Source organism: Geobacillus sp. YHL (genome assembly GCF_022341265.1).
Classification (GTDB): domain Bacteria; phylum Bacillota; class Bacilli; order Bacillales; family Anoxybacillaceae; genus Geobacillus; species Geobacillus thermoleovorans.
The window spans coordinates 12,726-32,712 of record NZ_JAEIGB010000019.1 but is presented as its reverse complement, the minus strand read 5'-3'; the positions used below and the strand labels follow the sequence as shown (position 1 = coordinate 32,712).

At 54.1% G+C, this 19,987-nt stretch carries 23 protein-coding genes; 17 read left to right on the top strand and 6 right to left on the bottom strand.

Features of this window, described 5'->3' with window-relative positions; all coding sequences use genetic code 11:
* Positions 1–164: 164 nt before the first annotated feature.
* A complete protein-coding gene (locus JCR24_RS13970) occupies positions 165–1,100 on the top strand; it encodes a hypothetical protein (RefSeq protein ID WP_238980830.1) in 936 nt (311 codons plus the stop codon).
* 110 nt (positions 1,101–1,210) lie between these two features.
* Here the strand turns inward: JCR24_RS13970 and JCR24_RS13965 are convergent, their stop codons facing one another.
* Entirely contained in the window at positions 1,211–1,843 is a 633-nt protein-coding gene (locus JCR24_RS13965; RefSeq protein WP_011232456.1) for a LysE family translocator, read from the bottom strand.
* A gap of 195 nt (positions 1,844–2,038) precedes the next feature.
* Here JCR24_RS13965 and JCR24_RS13960 point away from each other — a divergent pair, with 195 nt between their 5' ends.
* The 10 genes from JCR24_RS13960 to JCR24_RS13915 all read left to right on the top strand — a co-directional run bounded on the left by JCR24_RS13960 (position 2,039) and on the right by JCR24_RS13915 (position 11,645).
* Positions 2,039–2,887: a DUF72 domain-containing protein gene (locus JCR24_RS13960; RefSeq protein WP_011232455.1), complete on the top strand. Its 849-nt coding sequence runs from the start codon at positions 2,039–2,041 to the stop codon at positions 2,885–2,887.
* 23 nt (positions 2,888–2,910) lie between these two features.
* Positions 2,911–3,813 carry a sulfite exporter TauE/SafE family protein gene (locus JCR24_RS13955; RefSeq protein WP_014196670.1) on the top strand — a complete coding sequence of 301 codons (903 nt, stop codon included), beginning with the start codon at positions 2,911–2,913 and terminating at the stop codon, positions 3,811–3,813.
* Positions 3,814–3,830: 17 nt separating this feature from the next.
* Complete coding sequence (locus JCR24_RS13950; RefSeq protein WP_011232453.1) at positions 3,831–5,213, top strand: bifunctional metallophosphatase/5'-nucleotidase; 1,383 nt, start codon at positions 3,831–3,833, stop codon at positions 5,211–5,213.
* Between the two features lie 61 nt (positions 5,214–5,274).
* Positions 5,275–5,577: a YunC family protein gene (locus tag JCR24_RS13945; RefSeq protein WP_011232452.1), complete on the top strand. Its 303-nt coding sequence runs from the start codon at positions 5,275–5,277 to the stop codon at positions 5,575–5,577.
* Between the two features lie 53 nt (positions 5,578–5,630).
* Positions 5,631–6,377, top strand: coding sequence for a sporulation protein YunB (yunB, locus tag JCR24_RS13940; protein ID WP_011232451.1), 747 nt, complete (start codon positions 5,631–5,633; stop codon positions 6,375–6,377).
* 633 nt (positions 6,378–7,010) lie between these two features.
* Positions 7,011–8,207: an ABC transporter substrate-binding protein gene (locus tag JCR24_RS13935; protein ID WP_025039318.1), complete on the top strand. Its 1,197-nt coding sequence runs from the start codon at positions 7,011–7,013 to the stop codon at positions 8,205–8,207.
* Between the two features lie 105 nt (positions 8,208–8,312).
* Positions 8,313–9,191, top strand: a complete 879-nt coding sequence (locus JCR24_RS13930; RefSeq protein WP_238980829.1) for a branched-chain amino acid ABC transporter permease — start codon at positions 8,313–8,315, stop codon at positions 9,189–9,191.
* Positions 9,192–9,207: 16 nt separating this feature from the next.
* A complete protein-coding gene (locus tag JCR24_RS13925; protein WP_021321780.1) occupies positions 9,208–10,182 on the top strand; it encodes a branched-chain amino acid ABC transporter permease in 975 nt (324 codons plus the stop codon).
* Positions 10,157–10,936 (top strand): ABC transporter ATP-binding protein, encoded by a 780-nt coding sequence (locus tag JCR24_RS13920; RefSeq protein ID WP_044742717.1) that lies wholly within the window; start codon positions 10,157–10,159, stop codon positions 10,934–10,936. The genes JCR24_RS13925 and JCR24_RS13920 overlap by 26 nt, the downstream gene beginning before the upstream one ends.
* A 1-nt stretch (position 10,937) precedes the next feature.
* Entirely contained in the window at positions 10,938–11,645 is a 708-nt protein-coding gene (locus JCR24_RS13915; RefSeq protein WP_238980828.1) for an ABC transporter ATP-binding protein, read from the top strand.
* Between the two features lie 59 nt (positions 11,646–11,704).
* On the opposite strand, the gene JCR24_RS13910 is transcribed toward JCR24_RS13915, so the two are convergent.
* A complete protein-coding gene (locus JCR24_RS13910; protein WP_370643370.1) occupies positions 11,705–12,694 on the bottom strand; it encodes a M23 family metallopeptidase in 990 nt (329 codons plus the stop codon).
* Positions 12,695–12,860: 166 nt separating this feature from the next.
* On the opposite strand from JCR24_RS13910, the gene lipA reads away from it, so the two are divergent.
* Entirely contained in the window at positions 12,861–13,757 is an 897-nt protein-coding gene (gene lipA / locus JCR24_RS13905) for a lipoyl synthase (protein WP_013144325.1), read from the top strand.
* A gap of 118 nt (positions 13,758–13,875) precedes the next feature.
* Here the strand turns inward: lipA and JCR24_RS13900 are convergent, their stop codons facing one another.
* Positions 13,876–14,562, bottom strand: a complete 687-nt coding sequence (locus JCR24_RS13900; protein ID WP_033012358.1) for a YhcN/YlaJ family sporulation lipoprotein — start codon at positions 14,560–14,562, stop codon at positions 13,876–13,878.
* Between the two features lie 112 nt (positions 14,563–14,674).
* Here JCR24_RS13900 and JCR24_RS13895 point away from each other — a divergent pair, with 112 nt between their 5' ends.
* Positions 14,675–14,950 (top strand): YutD family protein, encoded by a 276-nt coding sequence (locus JCR24_RS13895; RefSeq protein ID WP_013144326.1) that lies wholly within the window; start codon positions 14,675–14,677, stop codon positions 14,948–14,950.
* A gap of 38 nt (positions 14,951–14,988) precedes the next feature.
* On the opposite strand, the gene JCR24_RS13890 is transcribed toward JCR24_RS13895, so the two are convergent.
* Complete coding sequence (locus JCR24_RS13890) at positions 14,989–15,273, bottom strand: hypothetical protein (RefSeq protein WP_013144327.1); 285 nt, start codon at positions 15,271–15,273, stop codon at positions 14,989–14,991.
* Between the two features lie 58 nt (positions 15,274–15,331).
* Positions 15,332–15,604 carry a DUF3055 domain-containing protein gene (locus JCR24_RS13885; RefSeq protein ID WP_011232440.1) on the bottom strand — a complete coding sequence of 91 codons (273 nt, stop codon included), beginning with the start codon at positions 15,602–15,604 and terminating at the stop codon, positions 15,332–15,334.
* 98 nt (positions 15,605–15,702) lie between these two features.
* On the opposite strand from JCR24_RS13885, the gene hepT reads away from it, so the two are divergent.
* Both hepT and JCR24_RS13875 read left to right on the top strand, forming a co-directional pair.
* The gene (gene hepT, locus JCR24_RS13880; protein WP_011232439.1) at positions 15,703–16,140 is read left to right on the top strand and encodes a type VII toxin-antitoxin system HepT family RNase toxin; all 438 of its coding nucleotides are present in this window, start codon (positions 15,703–15,705) and stop codon (positions 16,138–16,140) included.
* Between the two features lie 24 nt (positions 16,141–16,164).
* Positions 16,165–16,935: a TIGR01457 family HAD-type hydrolase gene (locus JCR24_RS13875; RefSeq protein ID WP_238980827.1), complete on the top strand. Its 771-nt coding sequence runs from the start codon at positions 16,165–16,167 to the stop codon at positions 16,933–16,935.
* An 83-nt stretch (positions 16,936–17,018) separates the two neighbouring features.
* Here JCR24_RS13875 and JCR24_RS13870 read toward each other — a convergent pair whose 3' ends face one another.
* Positions 17,019–17,516: a phosphatidylglycerophosphatase A family protein gene (locus tag JCR24_RS13870; protein ID WP_011232437.1), complete on the bottom strand. Its 498-nt coding sequence runs from the start codon at positions 17,514–17,516 to the stop codon at positions 17,019–17,021.
* A 295-nt stretch (positions 17,517–17,811) separates the two neighbouring features.
* On the opposite strand from JCR24_RS13870, the gene yutH reads away from it, so the two are divergent.
* Positions 17,812–18,813 (top strand): spore coat putative kinase YutH, encoded by a 1,002-nt coding sequence (gene yutH / locus JCR24_RS13865; protein ID WP_238980826.1) that lies wholly within the window; start codon positions 17,812–17,814, stop codon positions 18,811–18,813.
* Positions 18,814–18,958: 145 nt separating this feature from the next.
* Positions 18,959–19,933: a 2-hydroxyacid dehydrogenase gene (locus JCR24_RS13860; protein WP_238980825.1), complete on the top strand. Its 975-nt coding sequence runs from the start codon at positions 18,959–18,961 to the stop codon at positions 19,931–19,933.
* The last annotated feature ends 54 nt before the right edge of the window (positions 19,934–19,987 follow it).

Here is a 19,987-nt window from a genome sequence, read left to right as displayed (position 1 = left end):
CAAATAGGCTAATAATGGAGGTAACAAGCTTGTCACTCCTTCTTTGTTTTGGCTGTTGAGTGTGTGGTTACCTCAATGATGGCCGAAAACAATGGGGGTGGCAAGCTTTTTTTCTTCCGACCGTTGAAACTCAAGGAAAAACCGTGAGTGTGGAGGATAAACTTTTGACAATACCTTACGGTGAAGAGGGTGGCTTATCATTGAAACGGATCCTCCGTTATGTTTTGTTGTGTACAATGCTAGCTGGCTGCGATCATCAGGAGATGAATTTACAGGCTCATCATTTGGATGCAAAAAGACAAGGTTTTGATCAAGAAGAGATAGAAAATCTCATTAGAGAGCCGGAAAACGCCAATAAAGTCAACCGACAGCTCAAAAACAAGGAGGCTGCGGCTTTCTTTCGGCTGGGGATGACGAAAGAAGAGATTCGTCACTTGGATCGGGAGGAGATGGATTTTTTTCGCGCGAGAAGTGCGGCGAATCAATGGCATGAGCTCGATGAACAAACGGTGAAGGAGATTTTCAAGAAACAGGCGGATCATCAAATGATCCGGTGCCATATCGAGAAACAGAAATTATGCACCGCGTCCACGATTTACACCGATCAAAAAAAGAACATCATGGAATTGACCATATCCGTTTCCTTGTTAAGTCGAGAAGAGCATCGATATGCCGTCGTCTTGTCGTATGAATGGCTTATCGATCCGAAAGAAAAGGAGACGGATTTTTACGGGATTTTGACGACTGAAAATGCGGTTGTCGATTATCATCAGCTTTATAGCTCCTACAAGACGTATCGGGATGCGTCTCACGTCAGCATACAACATAGTAGGAAACCTTACCAATCTTCTGTTGTAGGGTATATGATCAAAAATTCTCTGCACAAGGAAAACAACCGCCACTTTGGATATGTGTATTCTGAAATTGTCCCTTCGGATCACGCGCAAACGTATATGGATGTTGAGGGATTTTATGTTCATGCTAATCGGACATGGAGAGAAAAGGATTTGTTTTCTTTCCAAGATGTTTATAACTGGAATGAAAAGGCTGACGCGGTGATGTTCAAGTCTCCGGTGATCCGAATCTCCATCCGGCCGTGATGAAGCGGGATGGAATGTTTTGTTTCGAGGGAGCGCTCTTTTTTGGGCGCTCCCCTGTCATTGATCTCACATGCCAGGCGGCTCTGTTCAGCCGCGCCCGGTCTTCCTGTTTAGCTCTGGACTTTTTCAAGCGCCAATTTGATGCCGAACCCGATCATCACCGTGCCCGTGATGCCTTCGATCCATTTCTTCGTTTTCGGCCGCTTCATGAAATCGCTGATATAATGGATGAAGGAAATGTAAAACAAAAACCATATCGCGGTCATCGCCGTATAAGCCGCCCCCATCAGGAGAAACGGAACAAAGGAGTGCGAGCCCGGTGCTACGAATTGCGGCAAAAAGGTTAAGAAAAAGGCCGCCACTTTCGGATTTAAGAAATCGGTCAGAAACCCTTGCTTGAAGCAGGCGGTATGTTCTCCTCCTCCTCTGATGTCCGTTTCCACACTGGGGGCTTCGCCTTTTTTCATGACCCCATATAATGCCTTAACGCCTAAATACGTTAAGTACACAGCACCCACATACTTCAGGATCGAAAACAGCAAGGCCGATTGCATAATGACGGCGGAAAGCCCGAGCGACGCCGCGGCGGTGTGGAGAAACAAGGCGCAGCAAACCCCTAGTGCGGTTTTCAAGCCGCCGATCTTCCCTGCGGAAATGGTGTTTTTGGTCACCACCGCTGTGTCGGGGCCGGGCAGCACAATCAAAAATATCGATAAGAGAAGAAACGGGTACAGATGGATCATTGGACAGCCCTCCCATTGTCAGAATGTTTCGATGGGTATCATTGTATCGCAATCGTTCCTCGATTGTAAATTATGGACGTTATGAATCTATGAACTGACATTGCCCTTGATGGTGCGGCGGTCATTTTTATTTCGCGCCGCCCGCGCTTATGGTATAGTGAAGATAGCTGGAAATCGAACGAATTGGTGATCGTGATGATTTACATCGGACTGACTGGTTGGGGGGATCATGACAACCTCTATCCGCCAGGTCTTGCGGCGAAAGACAAGTTGCTGGAATACGCGGCCCATTTTCCGACGGTCGAGGTCGATTCGTACTTTTACGCCATTCAGCCGCGTTCGAACGTGGAAAAGTGGATTCGCGAGACGCCGCCGTCGTTTCAGTTTATCGTGAAGGCATACCAAGGAATGACCGGGCATGAGCGCGGCCCGATTCCGTATGAAAGCAAGGAAGCGATGTTTGCCGCGTTTCTGGAATCGATCGCGCCGTTTCAGGAAGCGGGGAAATTGGCGATGGTGCTGTTTCAGTTTCCGCCGTGGTTTGACTGTCGGCGCGAGCATGTGGCGTACTTGCGCTGGACAAAAGCGCGGATGGGGGAGGTGCCGGCGGCGCTCGAATTTCGGCACCAATCATGGTTTTCGCCGCGCTTTTATGAAAAAACGCTTCACTTTATGGAAGAGGAAGGGTGGATTCACACAATTTGCGACGAGCCGCAGGCGGGGGAAGGGTCGGTGCCGACCGTTTTGCATCCGACTGATCGAGAAAAGACGCTCATCCGCCTGCACGGACGGAATGTTCACGGCTGGAACAAGGCGACGGCCGGCGAGAACTGGAGGGCGGTCCGCTATTTATACCGGTACAATGAGCGCGAGCTGCGCGAGTGGGTGCGCCATATAGAGGCATTAAAACAAAAAACGAAACAGATTTACGTGCTGTTTAACAACAACTCCGGCGGCGATGCCGCCGACAACGCCAAACAATTGATCGATTTGCTTGGCATTGAGTACACGGGCCTTGCGCCGCGGCAGCTTGGTTTGTTTTGAAGCGGGGAAGAGGGGGATGGAGGATGGCGTATGCGTTGCTTGTCTTGATCGGCTTTATCGCGGGGACGGTCGGCAGTTTGGCCGGCCTTGGCGGCGGGGTGATCATCGTGCCGTCGCTTCTGTTTTTCGGCGCGCTCGGCTGGCTGTCGGCGGTGACGCCGCAAGTGGCGGTCGGCACGTCGCTTGTCGTCATTATTTTCAATGGCTTATCGTCCACATTGTCGTATATGAAAGACAAAATGGTCGACTATCAAAGCGGCTTGCTCTTTTGCCTTGGCAGCGTTCCCGGGGCGGTCATCGGCGCTTGGGTGAACAATACGCTGAGCGCCGCTCATTTTTCATTGTATTTTGGGCTGTTTTTAATCGCCATGTCGCTCTTTTTGTCGCTGAGTCAAAAGAAAACGAAGCGTTCGGCTGACGAGACGGCGGCGGCGACGGAGAATGAACGGGAGTCATCCCGATCCGAGACGAAAGCGGAAACCCGCTTGAAACGGGCATCGTGGTGGGCGCGGAAAGTCATGCGCACGTACACGGAGCGGAACGGGGAGACGTTCGTGTACGGCTATTATCCGCTCGCCGCGATCGCCATCGCGTTTGTGGTCGGCTTTTTCGGCGGGTTGTTTGGCATTGGCGGCGGCTCGCTCATGGTGCCGGCGATGATCGTGCTGTTTCGCTTTCCGCCCCATGTGGCGGTCGCCACGTCGATGTTGATGATTTTTTTGTCCTCGCTCGTCGGTTCTCTCACCCATGTCGCGATGGGAAATGTGCAATGGTCGTTTGCCCTTGCCCTCATTCCCGGCGTATGGATCGGCGCGAAAACCGGGGCGTGGATCAATAAGCGGATGCCAAGCCGGACGCTTGTCGTCGTGCTTCGGATGGTGCTCGTTTTGCTTGGCCTTCGGCTTGTGATCGAAAGTTTTTCGTAACCAAGGAGGCTTGCGCATTGAAGCAAACCGTCTATATTTATCATACGAACGACGTGCACAGCCATTTTGAACATTGGCCGCAAATCGCCCGCTTTTTGTCAGAACGGAGAAGGGAGCATCGCGCGCGCAACGAGGCGATGCTTTTGTTTGATGTGGGCGATTTTCTCGACCGCGTGCACCCGATTACCGAGGCGACGCGTGGAAAAGCGAATGTGGACTTATTGAACGATCTTCACTATGATGCGGTGACGATCGGCAACAACGAAGGGATCACCCTTGATCATGATGAACTGGATACGTTGTACGAACAGGCTCGGTTTCCGGTCGTTGTCGCCAATTTGTTTCGCCGCGATGGCGTGCGGCCGCATTGGGCGTTGCCGTATGTCGTCATCCCGGCGACGGAGACGTTTCGCATTGGGGTGGTTGGCGCCACCGCTCCGTTTTCTCACTTTTACGAGCTGCTCGGCTGGAAGATCGTTCCGCCGTTTGACATGTTGGCAGCGGCGGTGGAGGAAGTGAGGCAAAAGGCCGATTGCGTCGTTGTGCTGTCTCATCTTGGGGTGAATGAGGATGAAAAAATCGCTGCGACGATCCCAGGCGTGGACATTATTTTAGGCGCTCACACCCACCATGTGTTTCCAGAAGGAAAAACATTGAATCAAACACTGCTTTGCGCGGCGGGGAAATACGGAAAATATGTTGGGGTGGTCAAGCTGGAGATTGACCAAAACCGGCTGTCCAGGGCATCCGCGACGGTCGTGGATGTCGAACCATTGCCCCGCTCCGAGGCGGTCGAGCGCCATCTTGTTTGTCTTGAGCAGGAAAGTTTGGCGCGGCTTGAAGCGGAACAAGTCGCCGTGCTCCATGATGACTTGCCGCTTGACTGGTTCGCCCCGTCGCCGCTTGGGAATTTGCTTGCTTCCGCTTTGCGTGAGTGGTGCCAAGCGGACATTGGCATGGTTAACGCCGGCGTGCTGCTTGCGCCGCTTGCGAAAGGGCCGGTGACGAAAAAAGATTTGCATCGCATTTGCCCGCATCCGCTCAACCCGTGCAAGGTGAAGCTGCGCGGCGCGGAGCTCAAAGAGATTATCCTTGAGGCCAACACGGAACGGATGAAGCATTGGCAGTTTAAAGGGTTTGGCTTCCGCGGCGAAGTGATGGGGGAAATGGTGTACGACGGCGTGGACATCGAGGCCGGGCTCGAGGAGGACGGTCAATGGCATATCCGCCGCATTATGATCAACGGCGAGCCGCTCGATCCCGAGCGCACGTATGAGGTGGCGACGACCGATATGTTTGCGATCGGCCACTTTTATCCGCAAATTCAGCGGGCGGCGGAAAAAACGTATTACATGCCGGAGTTTTTGCGCGATCTTCTCGCTTGGAAATTGGCCCAATAGGCAGGCACTTCTTTTTCCATGCTTCATACATTGGAGTATGGAAAGGAGAGTGACTGCGGCGATGGTCGAAGTGAAGCCGATCATCATTGACGGACATCCGTTTATTGCTGTGTCCGTCCAGCTGCCGAAAACGAATTTGTTGGCGGTGGCGGGTGAAAAAGGGTACATTATGTGCGGAGCGCTCGATGTGGCGCTGTTGAATGAGAAATTGCGTGATCGCGGCATTATCGCCGGGCGGGCGGTCGGGGTGCGTACGATTGAACAGCTGCTCGAGGCGCCGCTGGAATCGGTGACAGTCGCCGCTTTGGAGCTCGGCATTGAAGAGGGAATGAAAGGAAGAGAGGCGCTGTTGAAAATGCGGTGAAAAAATCCCTCCTTGCAAGCATACATATAGCTTGTAAAGGAGGGATTTTCATTTTGTTGCGCCCCCGATTCGTGCGGAAGGGGCCGCTCCCGTTCCGCTATGTGTTTTTATTGACGTTCGTTTTTTTTATGTTCTCGACGGCGGTAAGCCTTTGGATTGTCAATAAAGGCATTAAGCCGGTGCTCATGGAGATTGCGGAAACGGAAACGAAGCGGATTGCCAACTTGGTGATCAATAACGCCATTGAGCAGCAGTTTCAAAAAGACAACCCTGAATTTCGGCAGCTGGTCACGGTTCAAAAGGACGAAAGCGGCAAAATTGTGTCGGTCGATTTTGACACCGCGGTGATCAATCGCATCTTATCGGAGACGGATGATCATGTGATGGAAAGCTTAAAGGCGGCGACAGAAGGACGGCTTGAACGGATGGTCCTTCCCGAAGTCGAGTCCGGAACTGGAAACAGCCGCGGCATCATTTATTACATTCCGCTTGGAAAAATCACGGATAATGCCCTCTTGGCCAACCTCGGCCCGCGCATTCCGGTGCAGTTTCAGATCGTTGGCAATGTCGACTCGGAAGTGACGAAAGAAATTCGAGCGTATGATATTAACAGTTTTTTTATTGAAATTGATATTCATGTATCGGTCGACATCCAAGTCGTCATTCCTTTTGCATCGAAAATTTCCAATGTGACAACAGATATTCCAGTTGTGATGCGCTTTATTCCGGGAGAAGTGCCGCAATTTTACAACAAAAACGGCGGTCAAGTCGGCCCGTCCATCCAGCTTCCGAAGCGGTAGTGGGAAAGGCTGTCAATGCGCGCCTCTAAAAGGCCGGCGACTGTCATCTTCCTAAATCGATCGTTCTCGTTCGACTGTCGAAGGCAAGCCAAGGCGTGACGGAGGATCGAACAACCGCCTGCTTCACAGACCCATATATGGGTCTTTAAGCGGCGTTGTTCGGTCGCCCGACAGTCGATCAAATACTCGGGTAAAAGCTGCAAATGGCAAAGCTTCAAATTGCATCTATATAGTTCCGTTAGGTTGACGGGTGCCCGCGTCAGCCGTTGGGAATGGTTTTGACAGAAACATGGAAATGTTATGCAAAAAAAGTGTTCTTCCCGGCGAAGGGGCTTTGGCTGTTTCTCTGGCGTTTGTCAAGAGGAAACAGCTTTTTTGTTTTTCAAATAGAAAACAACTAGACGAGTTGGTTCGAATTTTGTAATATTATATTAAATTGAAAATAGTTTTATTATTTACATAGCAGTTTGAGAGGGGGAATGAACGGCCGGCATCGGAAGGCATGCATCAGTTTGCGGCGCCATCCGGCGCGGCGCACGAGCGCACAAGGCAGACGGACTCTATCGATATAGTATGCAGAAAAAGGTGTGCGCTCTGGTGACAGAACATTTTGAACAATGGGGGGAACAAGAAATGAAGAAAAAAAGAGCAGCAGGTGTCTTTTTCTCATTGATGCTGACGGCGGGTCTTTTGGCCGGCTGCGGCGGCAACCAGCAAGGAGGCAGTTCTTCAGGCGGAAACAGCGGCGGAGGCGGGGGCGGCGATGTGATTAAAATCGGCGCCAACCTTGAGCTGTCCGGCGGGGTCGCGTCATACGGCCAGTCGATTGCGGAAGGGCTCGACTTGGCGCTTGAGGAAATCAACAAAGAAGGAATCAACGGCAAAAAGCTGGAGTTGGTGAAAGTCGACAACAAATCGGAAGCGGCCGAAGCGACGAACGGCGCGATCAAGTTGATCAGCCAGGATAAAGTCGTCGCCATCATCGGCTCGGCGACGAGCACGAACACGCTCGCTCAAGTGCAAGTCGCCAACGACAATAAAGTGCCGCTCATTACGCCGACAGGCACGAACCCGACGATCACGAACAAAGACGGCAAAGTGAACGAGTTCGTCTTCCGGACGTGCTTTATCGACCCGTTCCAAGGGACGGTGGCGGCCAAATTCGCCTTGAACGAACTGAAAGTGAAAAACGCGGCGGTGTTGATCGACAGCTCGAGCGACTATTCGAAAGGGCTGGCCGCTTCGTTTAAAGACGCGTTCACGCAAGGCGGCGGCAAAATTGTCGCTGAAGAGGCGTATGTCGCGAAAGACACCGATTTCCGTGCGACGCTGACGCGCATAAAATCAAAGAATCCAGAGTTCATTTTCCTGCCGGGCTATTATGAAGAAGTCGGCCTCATCGTCAAGCAGGCGCGCGAGCTTGGCTTGAACGTGCCGATCATGGGCGGCGACGGCTGGGATTCGCCGAAGCTGGTCGAGATCGCGGGCAAAGACGCGTTGAACAACACGTACATCACGAACCATTATTCGTCGGGCGACCCGGATCCGAAAATTCAAGAGTTTGTGAAAGCCTTTAAAGCGAAATACAACAAAGCGCCGGATGCGTTCAACGCGCTTGGCTATGATACAGCCTACTTCCTGGCCGACGCCATCAAGCGGGCCGGCAGCGCCGATCCGGTGAAAATTAAAGACGCGCTGGCGCAAACGAAAGATTTGCAGCTCGTCTCCGGCACGCTGACGCTCAATGAAAACCATGACCCGGTCAAATCGGCGGCCATTTTGGAATACAAAGACGGGCAGCAGCAATTCAAAACGAAAGTGAATCCGTAATGAAAGGCTGGATGGATGCATGGACGGGGGAGGCCCCTAAGGGGCGCCCTCCTGTCCGGCATTTCTTTTGGTCAACGACGAGTTTTCGTTAAGGAGCGTGCGATCATGGAACTCATTCAACAGCTGGTCAACGGCATTTCGCTAGGCAGCATTTATGCGCTCATCGCGCTTGGCTATACGATGGTGTACGGCATCGTCCGCCTCATTAACTTCGCCCATGGCGACGTCTTTATGATTGGTTCATTCGTCGGGTTTTATGCTGTGACGATGCTTCACGTCGGCTTTGTTCCGGCGCTGTTGCTGGCGATGGCCTCTTGCGCCGTGCTTGGGATGATCATCGAGCGGATTGCCTACAAGCCGCTGCGCAATGCGGCGCGCATCGCGGTGCTTATTACGGCGATCGGCGTATCGCTCTTGATTGAGTACGTCACGATTTATTTGCGCGGGGCGCAGCCGGAAGCGTATCCGAGCACATTGCTTCCGGATCGGAACTTGGAGCTGTTTGGGATTGTCATCAGCAGCCAGTCGCTGTTCATCCTCGGCACGTCCCTCGTTTTGATGGTCCTTCTTCAGTTCATCGTTCACCGGACAAAAATCGGGAAGGCGATGCGTGCTGTTTCCCATGATGCGGAAGCGGCCCGGTTGATGGGGATTAATGTCGACAATACGATTTCGGCCACGTTCGCCATCGGTTCGGCGCTCGCGGGGGCGGCAGGCGTTATTTTCGGCATTTATTATACAAAAATCGAGCCATTGATGGGCATTCTTCCCGGATTGAAAGCGTTTGTCGCCGCCGTGTTGGGCGGAATCGGCATCATTCCGGGAGCGATGGTCGGGGGGCTTTTGCTTGGCGTCATCGAATCGCTCGTCAGCGGGCTCGGCTACTCGCTTTGGCGCGACGGAGTGGCGTTTGTCATTTTAATTCTCATTCTCATTTTCCGGCCGGCCGGATTGTTTGGCAAGAACGTACGAGAAAAAGTGTAAAGGATGGTAGGGGACAATGGCAACTTGGAAGCGGACTCGTGGATTTTGGGTTTCCGTCATACTGGCCTTCGCCTTTTTCGCTGTTGTCGAGTGGCTGATTGCAAGCGGGACGCTCAATGTGTTTTACGTCAACACGCTCTTTTTCATGGCGATCAACGTCATGCTGGCGGCGAGCCTTCACTTGATCATCGGCATCACCGGACAGTTTTCGATTGGACATGCCGGCTTTTTCGCCGTCGGCGCTTACGCTTCAGCCGTCATGACGATGAAGCTAGAGCTGCCGTTTGCGGTCGGCGTCTTGACCGCTGGGGTGGCGGCGGCGCTCGCCGGCCTCATCATCGGCGTGCCGAGCCTGCGTTTAAAAGGCGATTATTTGGCGATCGCCACGCTCGGCTTTGGCGAAATCGTCCGCATTGCGCTCTTGAACATCGATTACGTCGGCGGGGCGAGCGGCATGACGGTGACGCATATGACGACATGGCCATGGGTGTTCGCCTGCTTGTTTGCCACGATTTTGGTGATCGCCAACTTCACGAACTCGACGCACGGGCGGGCGTGCATCTCGATCCGCGAAGATGAAATCGCCGCCGATGCCATGGGGATCAACACGACGTATTACAAAGTGGCGGCGTTTGCGATCGGTTCGTTTTTCGCCGGCATCGCCGGAGCGCTGTACGCGCATCACTTTTACATCATTCAGCCGTCGAACTTTGGCTTCCTGAAATCGTTCGACATCTTGATTTTCGTCGTGCTCGGCGGGCTCGGCAGCCTATCCGGCGCGGTGGTGGCGGCGGTGCTGCTGACGATCGTTTCGACGTTCTTGCAAAACTATCCGGAAACGCGGATGATCATTTACAGCATCGTCTTGATTTTGGTGATGCTGTACCGTCCAACCGGGTTGATGGGGACGAAAGAACTATCTTCGCTCTTCAAATGGCGGAAGGCAGCGCAGGGAGGAATGAATCATGGCGGCAAAAACACCGTTGCTTAAAGCAGAAAACGTCGGCATCCAGTTTGGCGGGCTGAAGGCGCTCTCCGGTGTGACGATGGAGCTATATCAAGGGGAGCTTGTCGGGCTCATCGGCCCGAACGGCGCGGGGAAAACGACGCTGTTTAACTTGTTGACGGGCGTGTATGTGCCGACTGACGGGCGGATTATGCTTGACGGCGAGACGTTGAACGGACTGCCGCCGTATAAAATTACGCGCAAAGGGATCAGCCGGACGTTTCAAAACATTCGCCTGTTCGGCGAGCTCTCGGTGCTCGACAACGTGAAAGTCGCCTACCATGCGCACGCCCGCCATTCGATCGCGAGCTCCATTCTCCGCCTCCCGTCCCATTTCCGCGGGGAAAAGGAAATGGAAGAAAAGGCGATCGAGTTTTTAAAAATTTTCCAGCTTGACGGCGTCATGCACGAGAAAGCGAAAAACTTGCCGTACGGCCAGCAGCGCCGGCTTGAGATCGCCCGGGCGCTGGCGGCGCAGCCAAAAGTGCTTTTGCTTGACGAGCCGGCCGCCGGCATGAACCCGCAAGAAACGAAAGAATTGATGAACTTGATCGCGTTTATCCGCGAACGGTTTGCGTTGACGATTTTGTTGATCGAACACGATATGTCGCTTGTGATGGGCATATGCGAGCGCATTTACGTGTTGGACCACGGCCAATTGATCGCCCACGGCACGCCGGAACAAGTGCGCAGCAACCCGAAAGTGATCGAGGCTTACCTTGGCGAGGAGGTGTCGTGACGTGTTGAAAGTGGAGGCAATCGATGTGTTTTACGGCAACATTCATGCCTTAAAAGGCGTATCGCTTGAGGTGAACAAAGGCGAGATCGTCACGCTGATCGGGGCGAACGGCGCGGGGAAAACGACGCTTCTGAAAACCATTTCCGGGCTGCTTAGGCCGAAAAACGGCGACATCGTGTATGAGGGAGCCTCGATCGCCGGCAAGGCGGCGCAGACGATCGTCAAGCAAGGCATTTCCCACGTGCCGGAAGGGAGGCGCGTTTTCGCCAATATGACGGTCGAGGAAAACTTGGAGCTCGGCGCGTTTTTGCGCAAAGACAAAGAAGGCATTCAACAAGACTTTGCCAAAGTCTTTCAGCTGTTCCCGCGCCTTGAGGAGCGGCGCAAGCAGCTGGCCGGCACGCTTTCGGGCGGCGAGCAGCAAATGCTCGCCATCGGCCGCGCGCTCATGGCGCGCCCGAAGCTGCTCTTGCTTGACGAACCGTCGATGGGGCTCGCGCCGCTGCTGGTGAAGACGATTTTCCGCATCATTCAGGAAATCAACGAATCGGGAACGACGATTTTGCTTGTCGAACAAAACGCCCACATGGCGCTCTCCATCGCCGACCGCGCCTACGTCATCGAATCCGGGCGCGTCGTCCTGTCGGGGGCGGCGAGCGAGCTGCAGGCGAGCGAGCAAGTGAAACAGGCGTATTTGGGCGGGCATTAACGAAAGCAGAAAGACGAAAAGAGGCCGACATCGGCCTCTTTTTTGTCCAGCCGCCGCGGCTAGCGGCGCCGTTGTTGCCGCTCGGCCCGCTCCCATGCTTTTAAGTGCGGGTACGGGTCAAACGCCCATTCGGTATAGCCGTTGTCTTTGTACATGCCGTAGTGAAGATGGGGCGGAAATTTCCCCGCCGTGCCGGGCGGACCGTAGCCAGAGCTGCCGACCGAACCGATGATCGTCCCCGGCTCGACGATTTGCCCCTCGCGAAGATCGGCGGCGAAGCCGTTCAAATGGGCAAAGTAATGGTACGTGTTGTTGATGTCGCGGATGCCGATGCGCCAGCCGCCGTATTTGTTCCACCCTTTCAGCTCGACGATGCCATAGCACGTCGAGCGCACCGGAACGCCGTAGCCGGCGAAAATGTCGGTTCCTTCATGAATGCGGCGCCCGCCCCAGCCGCGCGCATCGCCCCACGTGTCGCGGTAGCTGTAATTCGCCCGCAACGGGAGCGGAAAGACATGGTCATCCAGTTTCAATGTCTTGTATTTTTTGTAAATCTTCACTTTTCCTAAAATCAAATCCACCGTTTTGGAGCGCTGGTAATAGTTCCAAAGCGCGATTTTAATATGGCGATGATCGATGCCGTATGTCTGCAAATAGCGGGCCATGGCCATGATCACATCGTCATCGTCATCCGCCCGCGCATAGCCGTCGCCGTCTCCGTCCACGCCGAGGCCTCCAAACTGGGAGATGGTGAACGGGTCTGTATCATGCGGGTTTTTGTTCAGCGGCCCGGCCCATATTTCCGGCTTCATATAAATGCCGAGAACGCCGGTCGGTTTGGGCAAGTCGCGGCGCACTTGCCGGACGTTTCGCTCATACTGGTCAATGGCCGCAAAGTAATACCACGGGATCAAGGAAACGGCCTCGGCCTTTTTGTACAGCTCCATTCGCTTTTCATACACCGCTTCTTCCTGTTCCGCCGCCGAAGCCGCGCCGGCGGCGATCCACAGCATCGCTGCCGCCGATATGGCGGCAAGCCATCGATGCACGCGTATTCCCCCTTTCCGCCCGTTTCATATGTTTAGTTTGGGGAGAAACGGGAATTTCATAAATGTTAAAAGGAGGAAAATCGTCTGATGGACGATTTTTTTGTGTTTTCCTGCGCTTTTCATTATAATGAGAAATGAACAATCATCGACAAGTGGAGTGAGAACGATGGCGACGAAAGAAGAACACGTCCGCAAGCCGGACTGGTTGAAAATCAAGTTGAACACGAACGAGAATTATATCGGTTTAAAGAAGCTGATGCGGGAAAACCGTTTACATACCGTTTGCGAGGAAGCGAAGTGCCCAAACATTCACGAATGCTGGGCCGTACGGCGGACGGCGACGTTTATGATTTTAGGCAGCGTCTGCACGCGCGCCTGCCGCTTCTGCGCCGTCAAAACCGGGCTGCCGACCGAGCTCGATTGGCAGGAGCCGGAACGCGTCGCGGAATCGGTGCGCATCATGAACTTGAAACACGTCGTCGTCACCGCCGTCGCCCGCGATGACCTAAAAGACGGCGGGGCGGCGGTATTCGCCGAAACGGTGCGCGCCATCCGCCGGAAAAACCCGTTTACGACGATCGAGGTGCTGCCGTCGGATATGGGCGGGGTGTATGAAAACTTGAAAATTTTGATGGATGCCCGCCCTGACATTTTAAACCATAACATCGAAACGGTGCGCCGCTTGACTCCAAGGGTGCGCGCCCGCGCGACGTACGAACGTTCGCTTGAGTTTTTGCGGCGCGCGAAAGAATTGCAGCCGGACATTCCGACGAAATCGAGCATCATGGTCGGCCTTGGGGAAACGAAAGAGGAAATCATTGAAGCGATGGATGACTTGCGCGCCAACCATGTCGACATTTTGACGATCGGCCAGTATTTGCAGCCGACGAAAAAGCATTTGAAGGTCGTGAAATATTACCATCCGGATGAGTTTCAAGAGCTGAAAGAAATCGCGTTGAGCAAAGGGTTCAGCCATTGTGAAGCCGGCCCGCTCGTCCGCTCGTCGTACCATGCCGATGAGCAGGTGAGCGAGGCGGCGAAAGCGCGGCAGTTGAAAGCGTAACATCCAACGAACGGCGCGAAAGCAAGTGTTGTTTCAGCGGCTGAAAGCATCATCCCGGCCGGATGGACGCGAAGAAACGGTCATGCCTTTCATAAAGAAGGCAGACCGTTTCTTTTCCCTAGCGCCCCGCTTTCGTCGCCCGCGGCGTGCCGTCGCGGAAATCGCGGTCTAATTCATCGTTTGTTTCGTTGATCATTTCGCCGTTTTCATTTTCCCCGTCGCTCAGTTTTTTCCCTTGCGGATATTTCAACATCCGCTGAATCGTCGCATCGAGAATTTGGTCGATGTTGCGCGTGTTCGAATCAAGGCGCCCGAAGCGCTCAATGTCCTTCATCAGCTGCGGATTGTCGGCGACATACACATGGTAGTAGCGTGGAACGACGGAAAGCGCTGTTTTTTTCACTTGATCGGCCGTTTGCTGCCGGTTGTTCGTGTCCGCGTCATACACGACGAGCACTTCCTCATCCGTGACGAGCGTGGCGACGTCTTTGACGCCCGGCAGCTGGGTGCACAATTTGCTGATTAAATCAGCCGCTTTCTCGCGGTTGAAGGACGGCATGTCGTTATAGCCGTTTGCATCGCCGAGGATCGGGCTTTTTTGATGGCGGACGTAGCCGAAGTTGTTCATCGGCGTGTCATCGCCGTTGGGCACCCCGTTTTCATTGTACAGCTCGTTGCGGTCGGTGACATTGATCGTGTTGCCGCTCCGCTTGTAAATATCGGTGTTTTCGTCCTGAGCCGTCTGCGCGCAGCCGGCTAGGGCGACGGCCGCTCCGAACGCAACGGCCAACCATGGTTGTCTCATCGTCAGCACCCCCTTCGCTTTTAGGGTGGCACACGGATGATGGTTTGATGACAGTAATTGATTGGGGGCGATGCATCGTTTATGATGGAAGTGGAAAGGCGAGGTGAGAACAGTGATTTGCATTAACAATCATTGTTACGAACTGGTGGAAAATGTGAAAAACGCCTTTAATGAAGAAGCCTTTCGCGCCCGATATGCGGACATTTTGGCGAAGTACGACTACATTGTCGGGGATTGGGGATACAACCAGCTCCGGTTGCGCGGGTTTTTTGACGACCATAACCAAAAAGCGACGTACGATACGAAAATCAGCACGTTGTCCGAATATTTGTATGAATATTGCAACTTCGGCTGCGCGTATTTTGTGCTGCGCAAGGTGAAACGGTAAGCACGGCAGCCGCCCGCTTGCCGCGAGCGGCTGCCTCGTCATTCGCCTTCGTTGTACGGAAACTGTTCGCTTTGATGCGGATCGTCGTGCGGCGGGTGGGCGGCTGGGTCGCGCCTTGGAATGTTTTGGTGGAACGATTTAAACTCGTAGTTGAAGGCGCTGTAATGCCGCTGGCCTTCCTTCCAAGGCGTGCTTTTGTTTTCGACCGGCGCGTCGTCGCGGCGCGGCGAGCCGTACGGCCCTTCTGGGAACTCTTCAGCGGTCAAGAAATTGCGCTGTTTCTCGACGACGGAAAAATCGGCGTATGTTTCCCGTTCCGCCATTCGTCTCACCTTCCTTCGTTCGTGGGCTGTTTCATAAGATGCCCGAAACCGAGGAAGGTTATGAGAGATACTCCTCCAAAAAGGCGCGCAAATCGTTGGCATCTTGTTCATGAAGCTGGTAAGCGTGCTCGATATAGCCTGGCTCCTCCAAATCGTCGCGCCCGAGAATGGCAAAGCGGTTGCTTTGCAAGTCGAGCACGAGCCACTTTCCGTAAAAACGATCCGTTTCGATGAGCGCCAAATCAAACCGCTGCCGCTCGCCGACAAAGCTGACGAAGCGGACGGCCGCTTCGACGGTGTCGTCGTATAAATAAAACCGTTCACCCATCATTTGAGCCCCTCCTGTTTTTTCGTCTATGTCCATCATAGCAGACAGGCGGCGAAAACGGGAGACAGCAAATCGCACAAAGGAACGAGGAGGGATGACGGATGTATTTTGTCGATCGCAAAAAACTGGAAGAAACGCTCAGCTACATGGAACAAATGCTGGACCGTTACAAGGCCGAGGAGCGATGGGACGAGCCGCTTCGGCAATTGGCGCTCGAACGGATCGCTCATATCGTCATCGAGGCGGTGTTGGACGTCGGCAACGCCATGATCGACGGGTTTATTATGCGCGACCCGGGCAGCTATAACGACATCATCGACATTTTGGCTGACGAACAGGTGATCTCGCCGGCGGATGCTGACCGATTGAAAGCGTTCATTGCCCATCGGAAAATGCTTGTGCACGAATATGCGCGCGTCGATCACGCGAAATTGCTCGCCGATCTGAACGAACATTTGCCGGCGCTGGAGGCGTATCCGAAGGCGGTGCGCGCTTACCTTGAAAACGAGCTCGGCCCGGTGTCGGCGTTTCGCAATTGATGGCGGGAAAGGAGAGCAAATGCATTGAAACGATACAACGGCTACCTCATCGATTTGGACGGGACGATGTACCGCGGCACCGAATGCATCGCTGAGGCGCGTACGTTTGTCAACGAGCTGCACCGCCGTGGCATTCCGTATTTGTTTGTCACGAACAATTCGTCGCGCACACCGGCGCAAGTGGCGGAAAAATTGCGTTCGTTCGGCGTGCCGGCCGAGGAGAAGCATGTGTTTACGACAAGCCAGGCGACGGCGAATTACATTTTTGAAAAAAAACCGGATGCTTCCGTGTATGTGATCGGTGAAGAAGGGCTCCAAACCGCCTTGGCGGACAAAGGATTCCGTTTGGCCGGCGAAGATGCGGATGTCGTCGTCATCGGGATTGACCGGCAAATTACATACGAAAAGTTCGCTGTCGCTTGTCTCGCTGTCCGAAATGGAGCGATGTTCATCTCAACCAACGGCGACATCGCCTTGCCGACGGAGCGGGGGCTGCTTCCGGGCAACGGGGCGCTGACGTCGGTCGTCGCTGTATCGACGCAGGTGAAGCCGACATTTATCGGCAAGCCGGAAAAAATCATTATGGAGCAGGCGCTCAAAGTGCTTGGCGTCCCGAAGGAGGACGTGCTGATGATCGGCGACTATTATGAAACCGACATTTTAGCCGGCATGAACGCTGGCATTGATACGCTTTTAGTCCATACGGGCGTTACGACAAAAGAAATGCTCACCCGCTACGAACGGATGCCGACGTATACGGCTGATTCACTTTTGGAATGGCTTGACCGCTTGTAAACAACGCCGCTTTGCCAAAAAAGGCAAGGCGGCGTTTCATGTTGCTCGGCGCGGATGGAGGGCGCGCATGGGCGGAGCCGGCGTTACTCCGCATTGGCGGCCCGATGCGCCAGGCGGCTTGACGCCGCTGCGGCGATGGCGCCGACAATGTCGTCCAAAAACGTGTTGCATTTGCCGGTCGATTTATCATTTAAATATTGCAAAATGCCCGGTTTTTGCTTATCGATATATCCGTAGTTCGTAAACCCGATCGATCCGTACACATTGACGATTGACAGCGCCAAAATTTCGTCGACGCCATACAGCCCTTCATCGCGGCGGATGATCGACTGCAGCGGTTCATCGAGCCGACCGTCTTCGGCGAGTTTATCCAATTGGATGCCGGTTAGAATCGCATTTTGCACTTCGCGTTTCGAAATGACGCGGTTGACGTTTTCGATGCACTCCTCCATCGTTAAATCGGGATGATATTTTGATTGCAAGTAATAAACGAGCTCCGCAATTTTTTCCACGGTCACCCCCCGTTCCTCAAGCCAGCGCCGAGCCGTTTGTTCCAGATTGTTCATAATGAATTCGCTCATGAACTTCACCTGTTTCTTTTAGAAAGTCGTTTTCTATATATATGTATCATGTCATAAATAAGTCCGCCATATAAAGAAAAATGCTCATCGGCTTTTTTGGCGCCCGCTGTCATATATAAAAAGTAGCCCTCTTTTTCCGCGGCCATGCGCTGGCTGATCAGCATAGGCGCGTGAATGGGGCCGTTTCATGCTGGAGCGGAGGCGGAATCGGCTCATCGATGGGGCGGCGATGAGATGAAGGTGTGGAACGAGCGGAATGACTGGTTTCGGCAAAAAGGAAAAAGGAGGCGCGGCGATGGAAGAATGGGTGCGTGAACAGTATGGCATGCGCGTCGAGAGGTTGGAGCGAAGCGGACGGCATGCGGCCTTTTGGCATCGGCAGGAGCGTTTTTTGCTCGTTCCCGCCGATGGGCAAAGCGAAGCGGAAATGGAAGAGCGCCAGCGAATGAGCCGCTATTTGCGGGCAAAAGGAGTGGACGGCGTCGGAGAACTGGTCAAAACGACGTCCGGAACGTATATCGCTTCCTATAATGGACAGCCGTTGGCGCTCGTTCGCGCTCCGCTTCCGGCGGCTCGCTTTCGTTCGCTCGGAAGGGAATTGGCGGTGATGCATGAATGCGGGAGAACATGTCCATGGCCGATCGTCGCCTGCCGGCGCATCGGCCAATGGCGGGAGCTGTGGGCGAAGCGGATCGATCAAATGGAGGCGTTTTGGTCGAGCAAGCTCGCTTCCGGGCCGTCGTCGCTGTTTGATCGTCTGTTTATCGAATCGTTCCCGTATTATTTAGGCTTGGCGGAAAACGCGGTGCAATACGTGGCGGACACGGAGATTGACGAAGAACCAGGGCGCATCGATTACGCGGCATTTTGCCATGAGCGTCTCCCCGAGGCGAAGTGGGTTGGGGGGATCGAAGCGAAGCTGCCGACCGACTGGGTGTATGACCATTGCGCCCGCGATTTGGCGGAATGGGTGCGCCATTTGTACGAAAAGAGCGGACTTGGCTGTCAGCGGGCGGTGCGGCAGTTTTTTCAAGAGTATGAACATGCGGCGCCGCTGTCGCCGTTTGCTTGGAGACTCGTTTACGCCAGGTTGTTGTTTCCGCTTTCCTATTTTGAATGTGTCGAGGCATATTATATCGCTGTGGATGAGAGCGAACGGACAAGGCGGGAGGGGGAGTTGCGGCGCTTGCTCGATCGATCGCACGAGTACGAGCGGTTTTTGGCTTCGTTTGCCAAGATCGCCGGCATCTCGAACCGCATCCGCCTGCCGGCGGTCGAGTGGCTGCCGCCGGCGTAACGCAGGGAAGACAGCCTCTCGCTTTTTTTTGGCCCAAACGAAAAAACGACCGCTTCCCTGCCGTTAAACCCTAAGGACAACTTCCCGTTTTTTTTCGGCCAAAGTTGTGATAAGATTTAGAAAAAACGATGCGGGAGGCTGCACCATGACGAAGCCGTATGTATTCATTACGCGAAAATTGCCCGAGGACGTGGTCGCGCCGCTTTTGGCCATCGCTGAAGTAGAGATGTGGCCCCATGAAGATATGGCCGTGCCGCGCGATGTGCTCGTGGAAAAGGCGAAACGGGCGACGGCCATCTTGCCGATGGTGTCTGATCCGATCGATGAAGACGTCTTGTCCGCCGGTTCGGCGCTCCGAGTCGTCGCCAATATGGGCGTCGGCTACGATAACATTGATGTAGCGGCGGCGACCCATCGCGGCATTCTCGTTTGCAATACACCCGATGTATTGACCGATACGACGGCCGATTTGACGTTTGCGCTTTTATTGGCCACCGCCCGCCGCCTCGTGGAAGCGGCTGAATTTTTGAAGGAAGGAAAATGGAAAAGCTGGAGCCCGTTTTTGCTTGCGGGCGCCGATGTCCATCATAAAACGATCGGCATCGTCGGCATGGGGAACATCGGCCAGGCAGTGGCGAAACGGGCGAAGGGGTTTGACATGAACATTCTGTATTACAACCGCTCCCGCCGTCCGGAGGCGGAAGAGAAGCTTGGCGCCGTCTACCGCCCGTTTGCCGACTTGCTGGCGGAGAGCGATTTTGTCGTCTGCTTGACGCCGCTCACCTCCGAGACGCGCCATTTGTTCAACCGCGAGGCGTTCCGGCAAATGAAGAAGTCCGCGATTTTCATTAACGCGGCGCGCGGAGCGGTCGTCGATGAACAGGCGTTGTATGAGGCGCTGGTCGGCGGGGAGATCGCCGCGGCGGGATTGGATGTATTTGAACACGAGCCGGTCGCGGCCGATCATCCGCTCGTTTCGCTTCCGAACGTCGTCGCCTTGCCGCATATCGGCAGCGCCACGTACGAAACGCGGCGCGCCATGATGACATTGGCGCGCGACAATATCATCGCCGTGCTCGAAGGACGGCCGCCGCTGACGCCTGTGAACCGGATCTCATAAAAATTTTCATTGCCAAATGGCCGATCGTCTTTTATAATGTCTACTATAAAAATA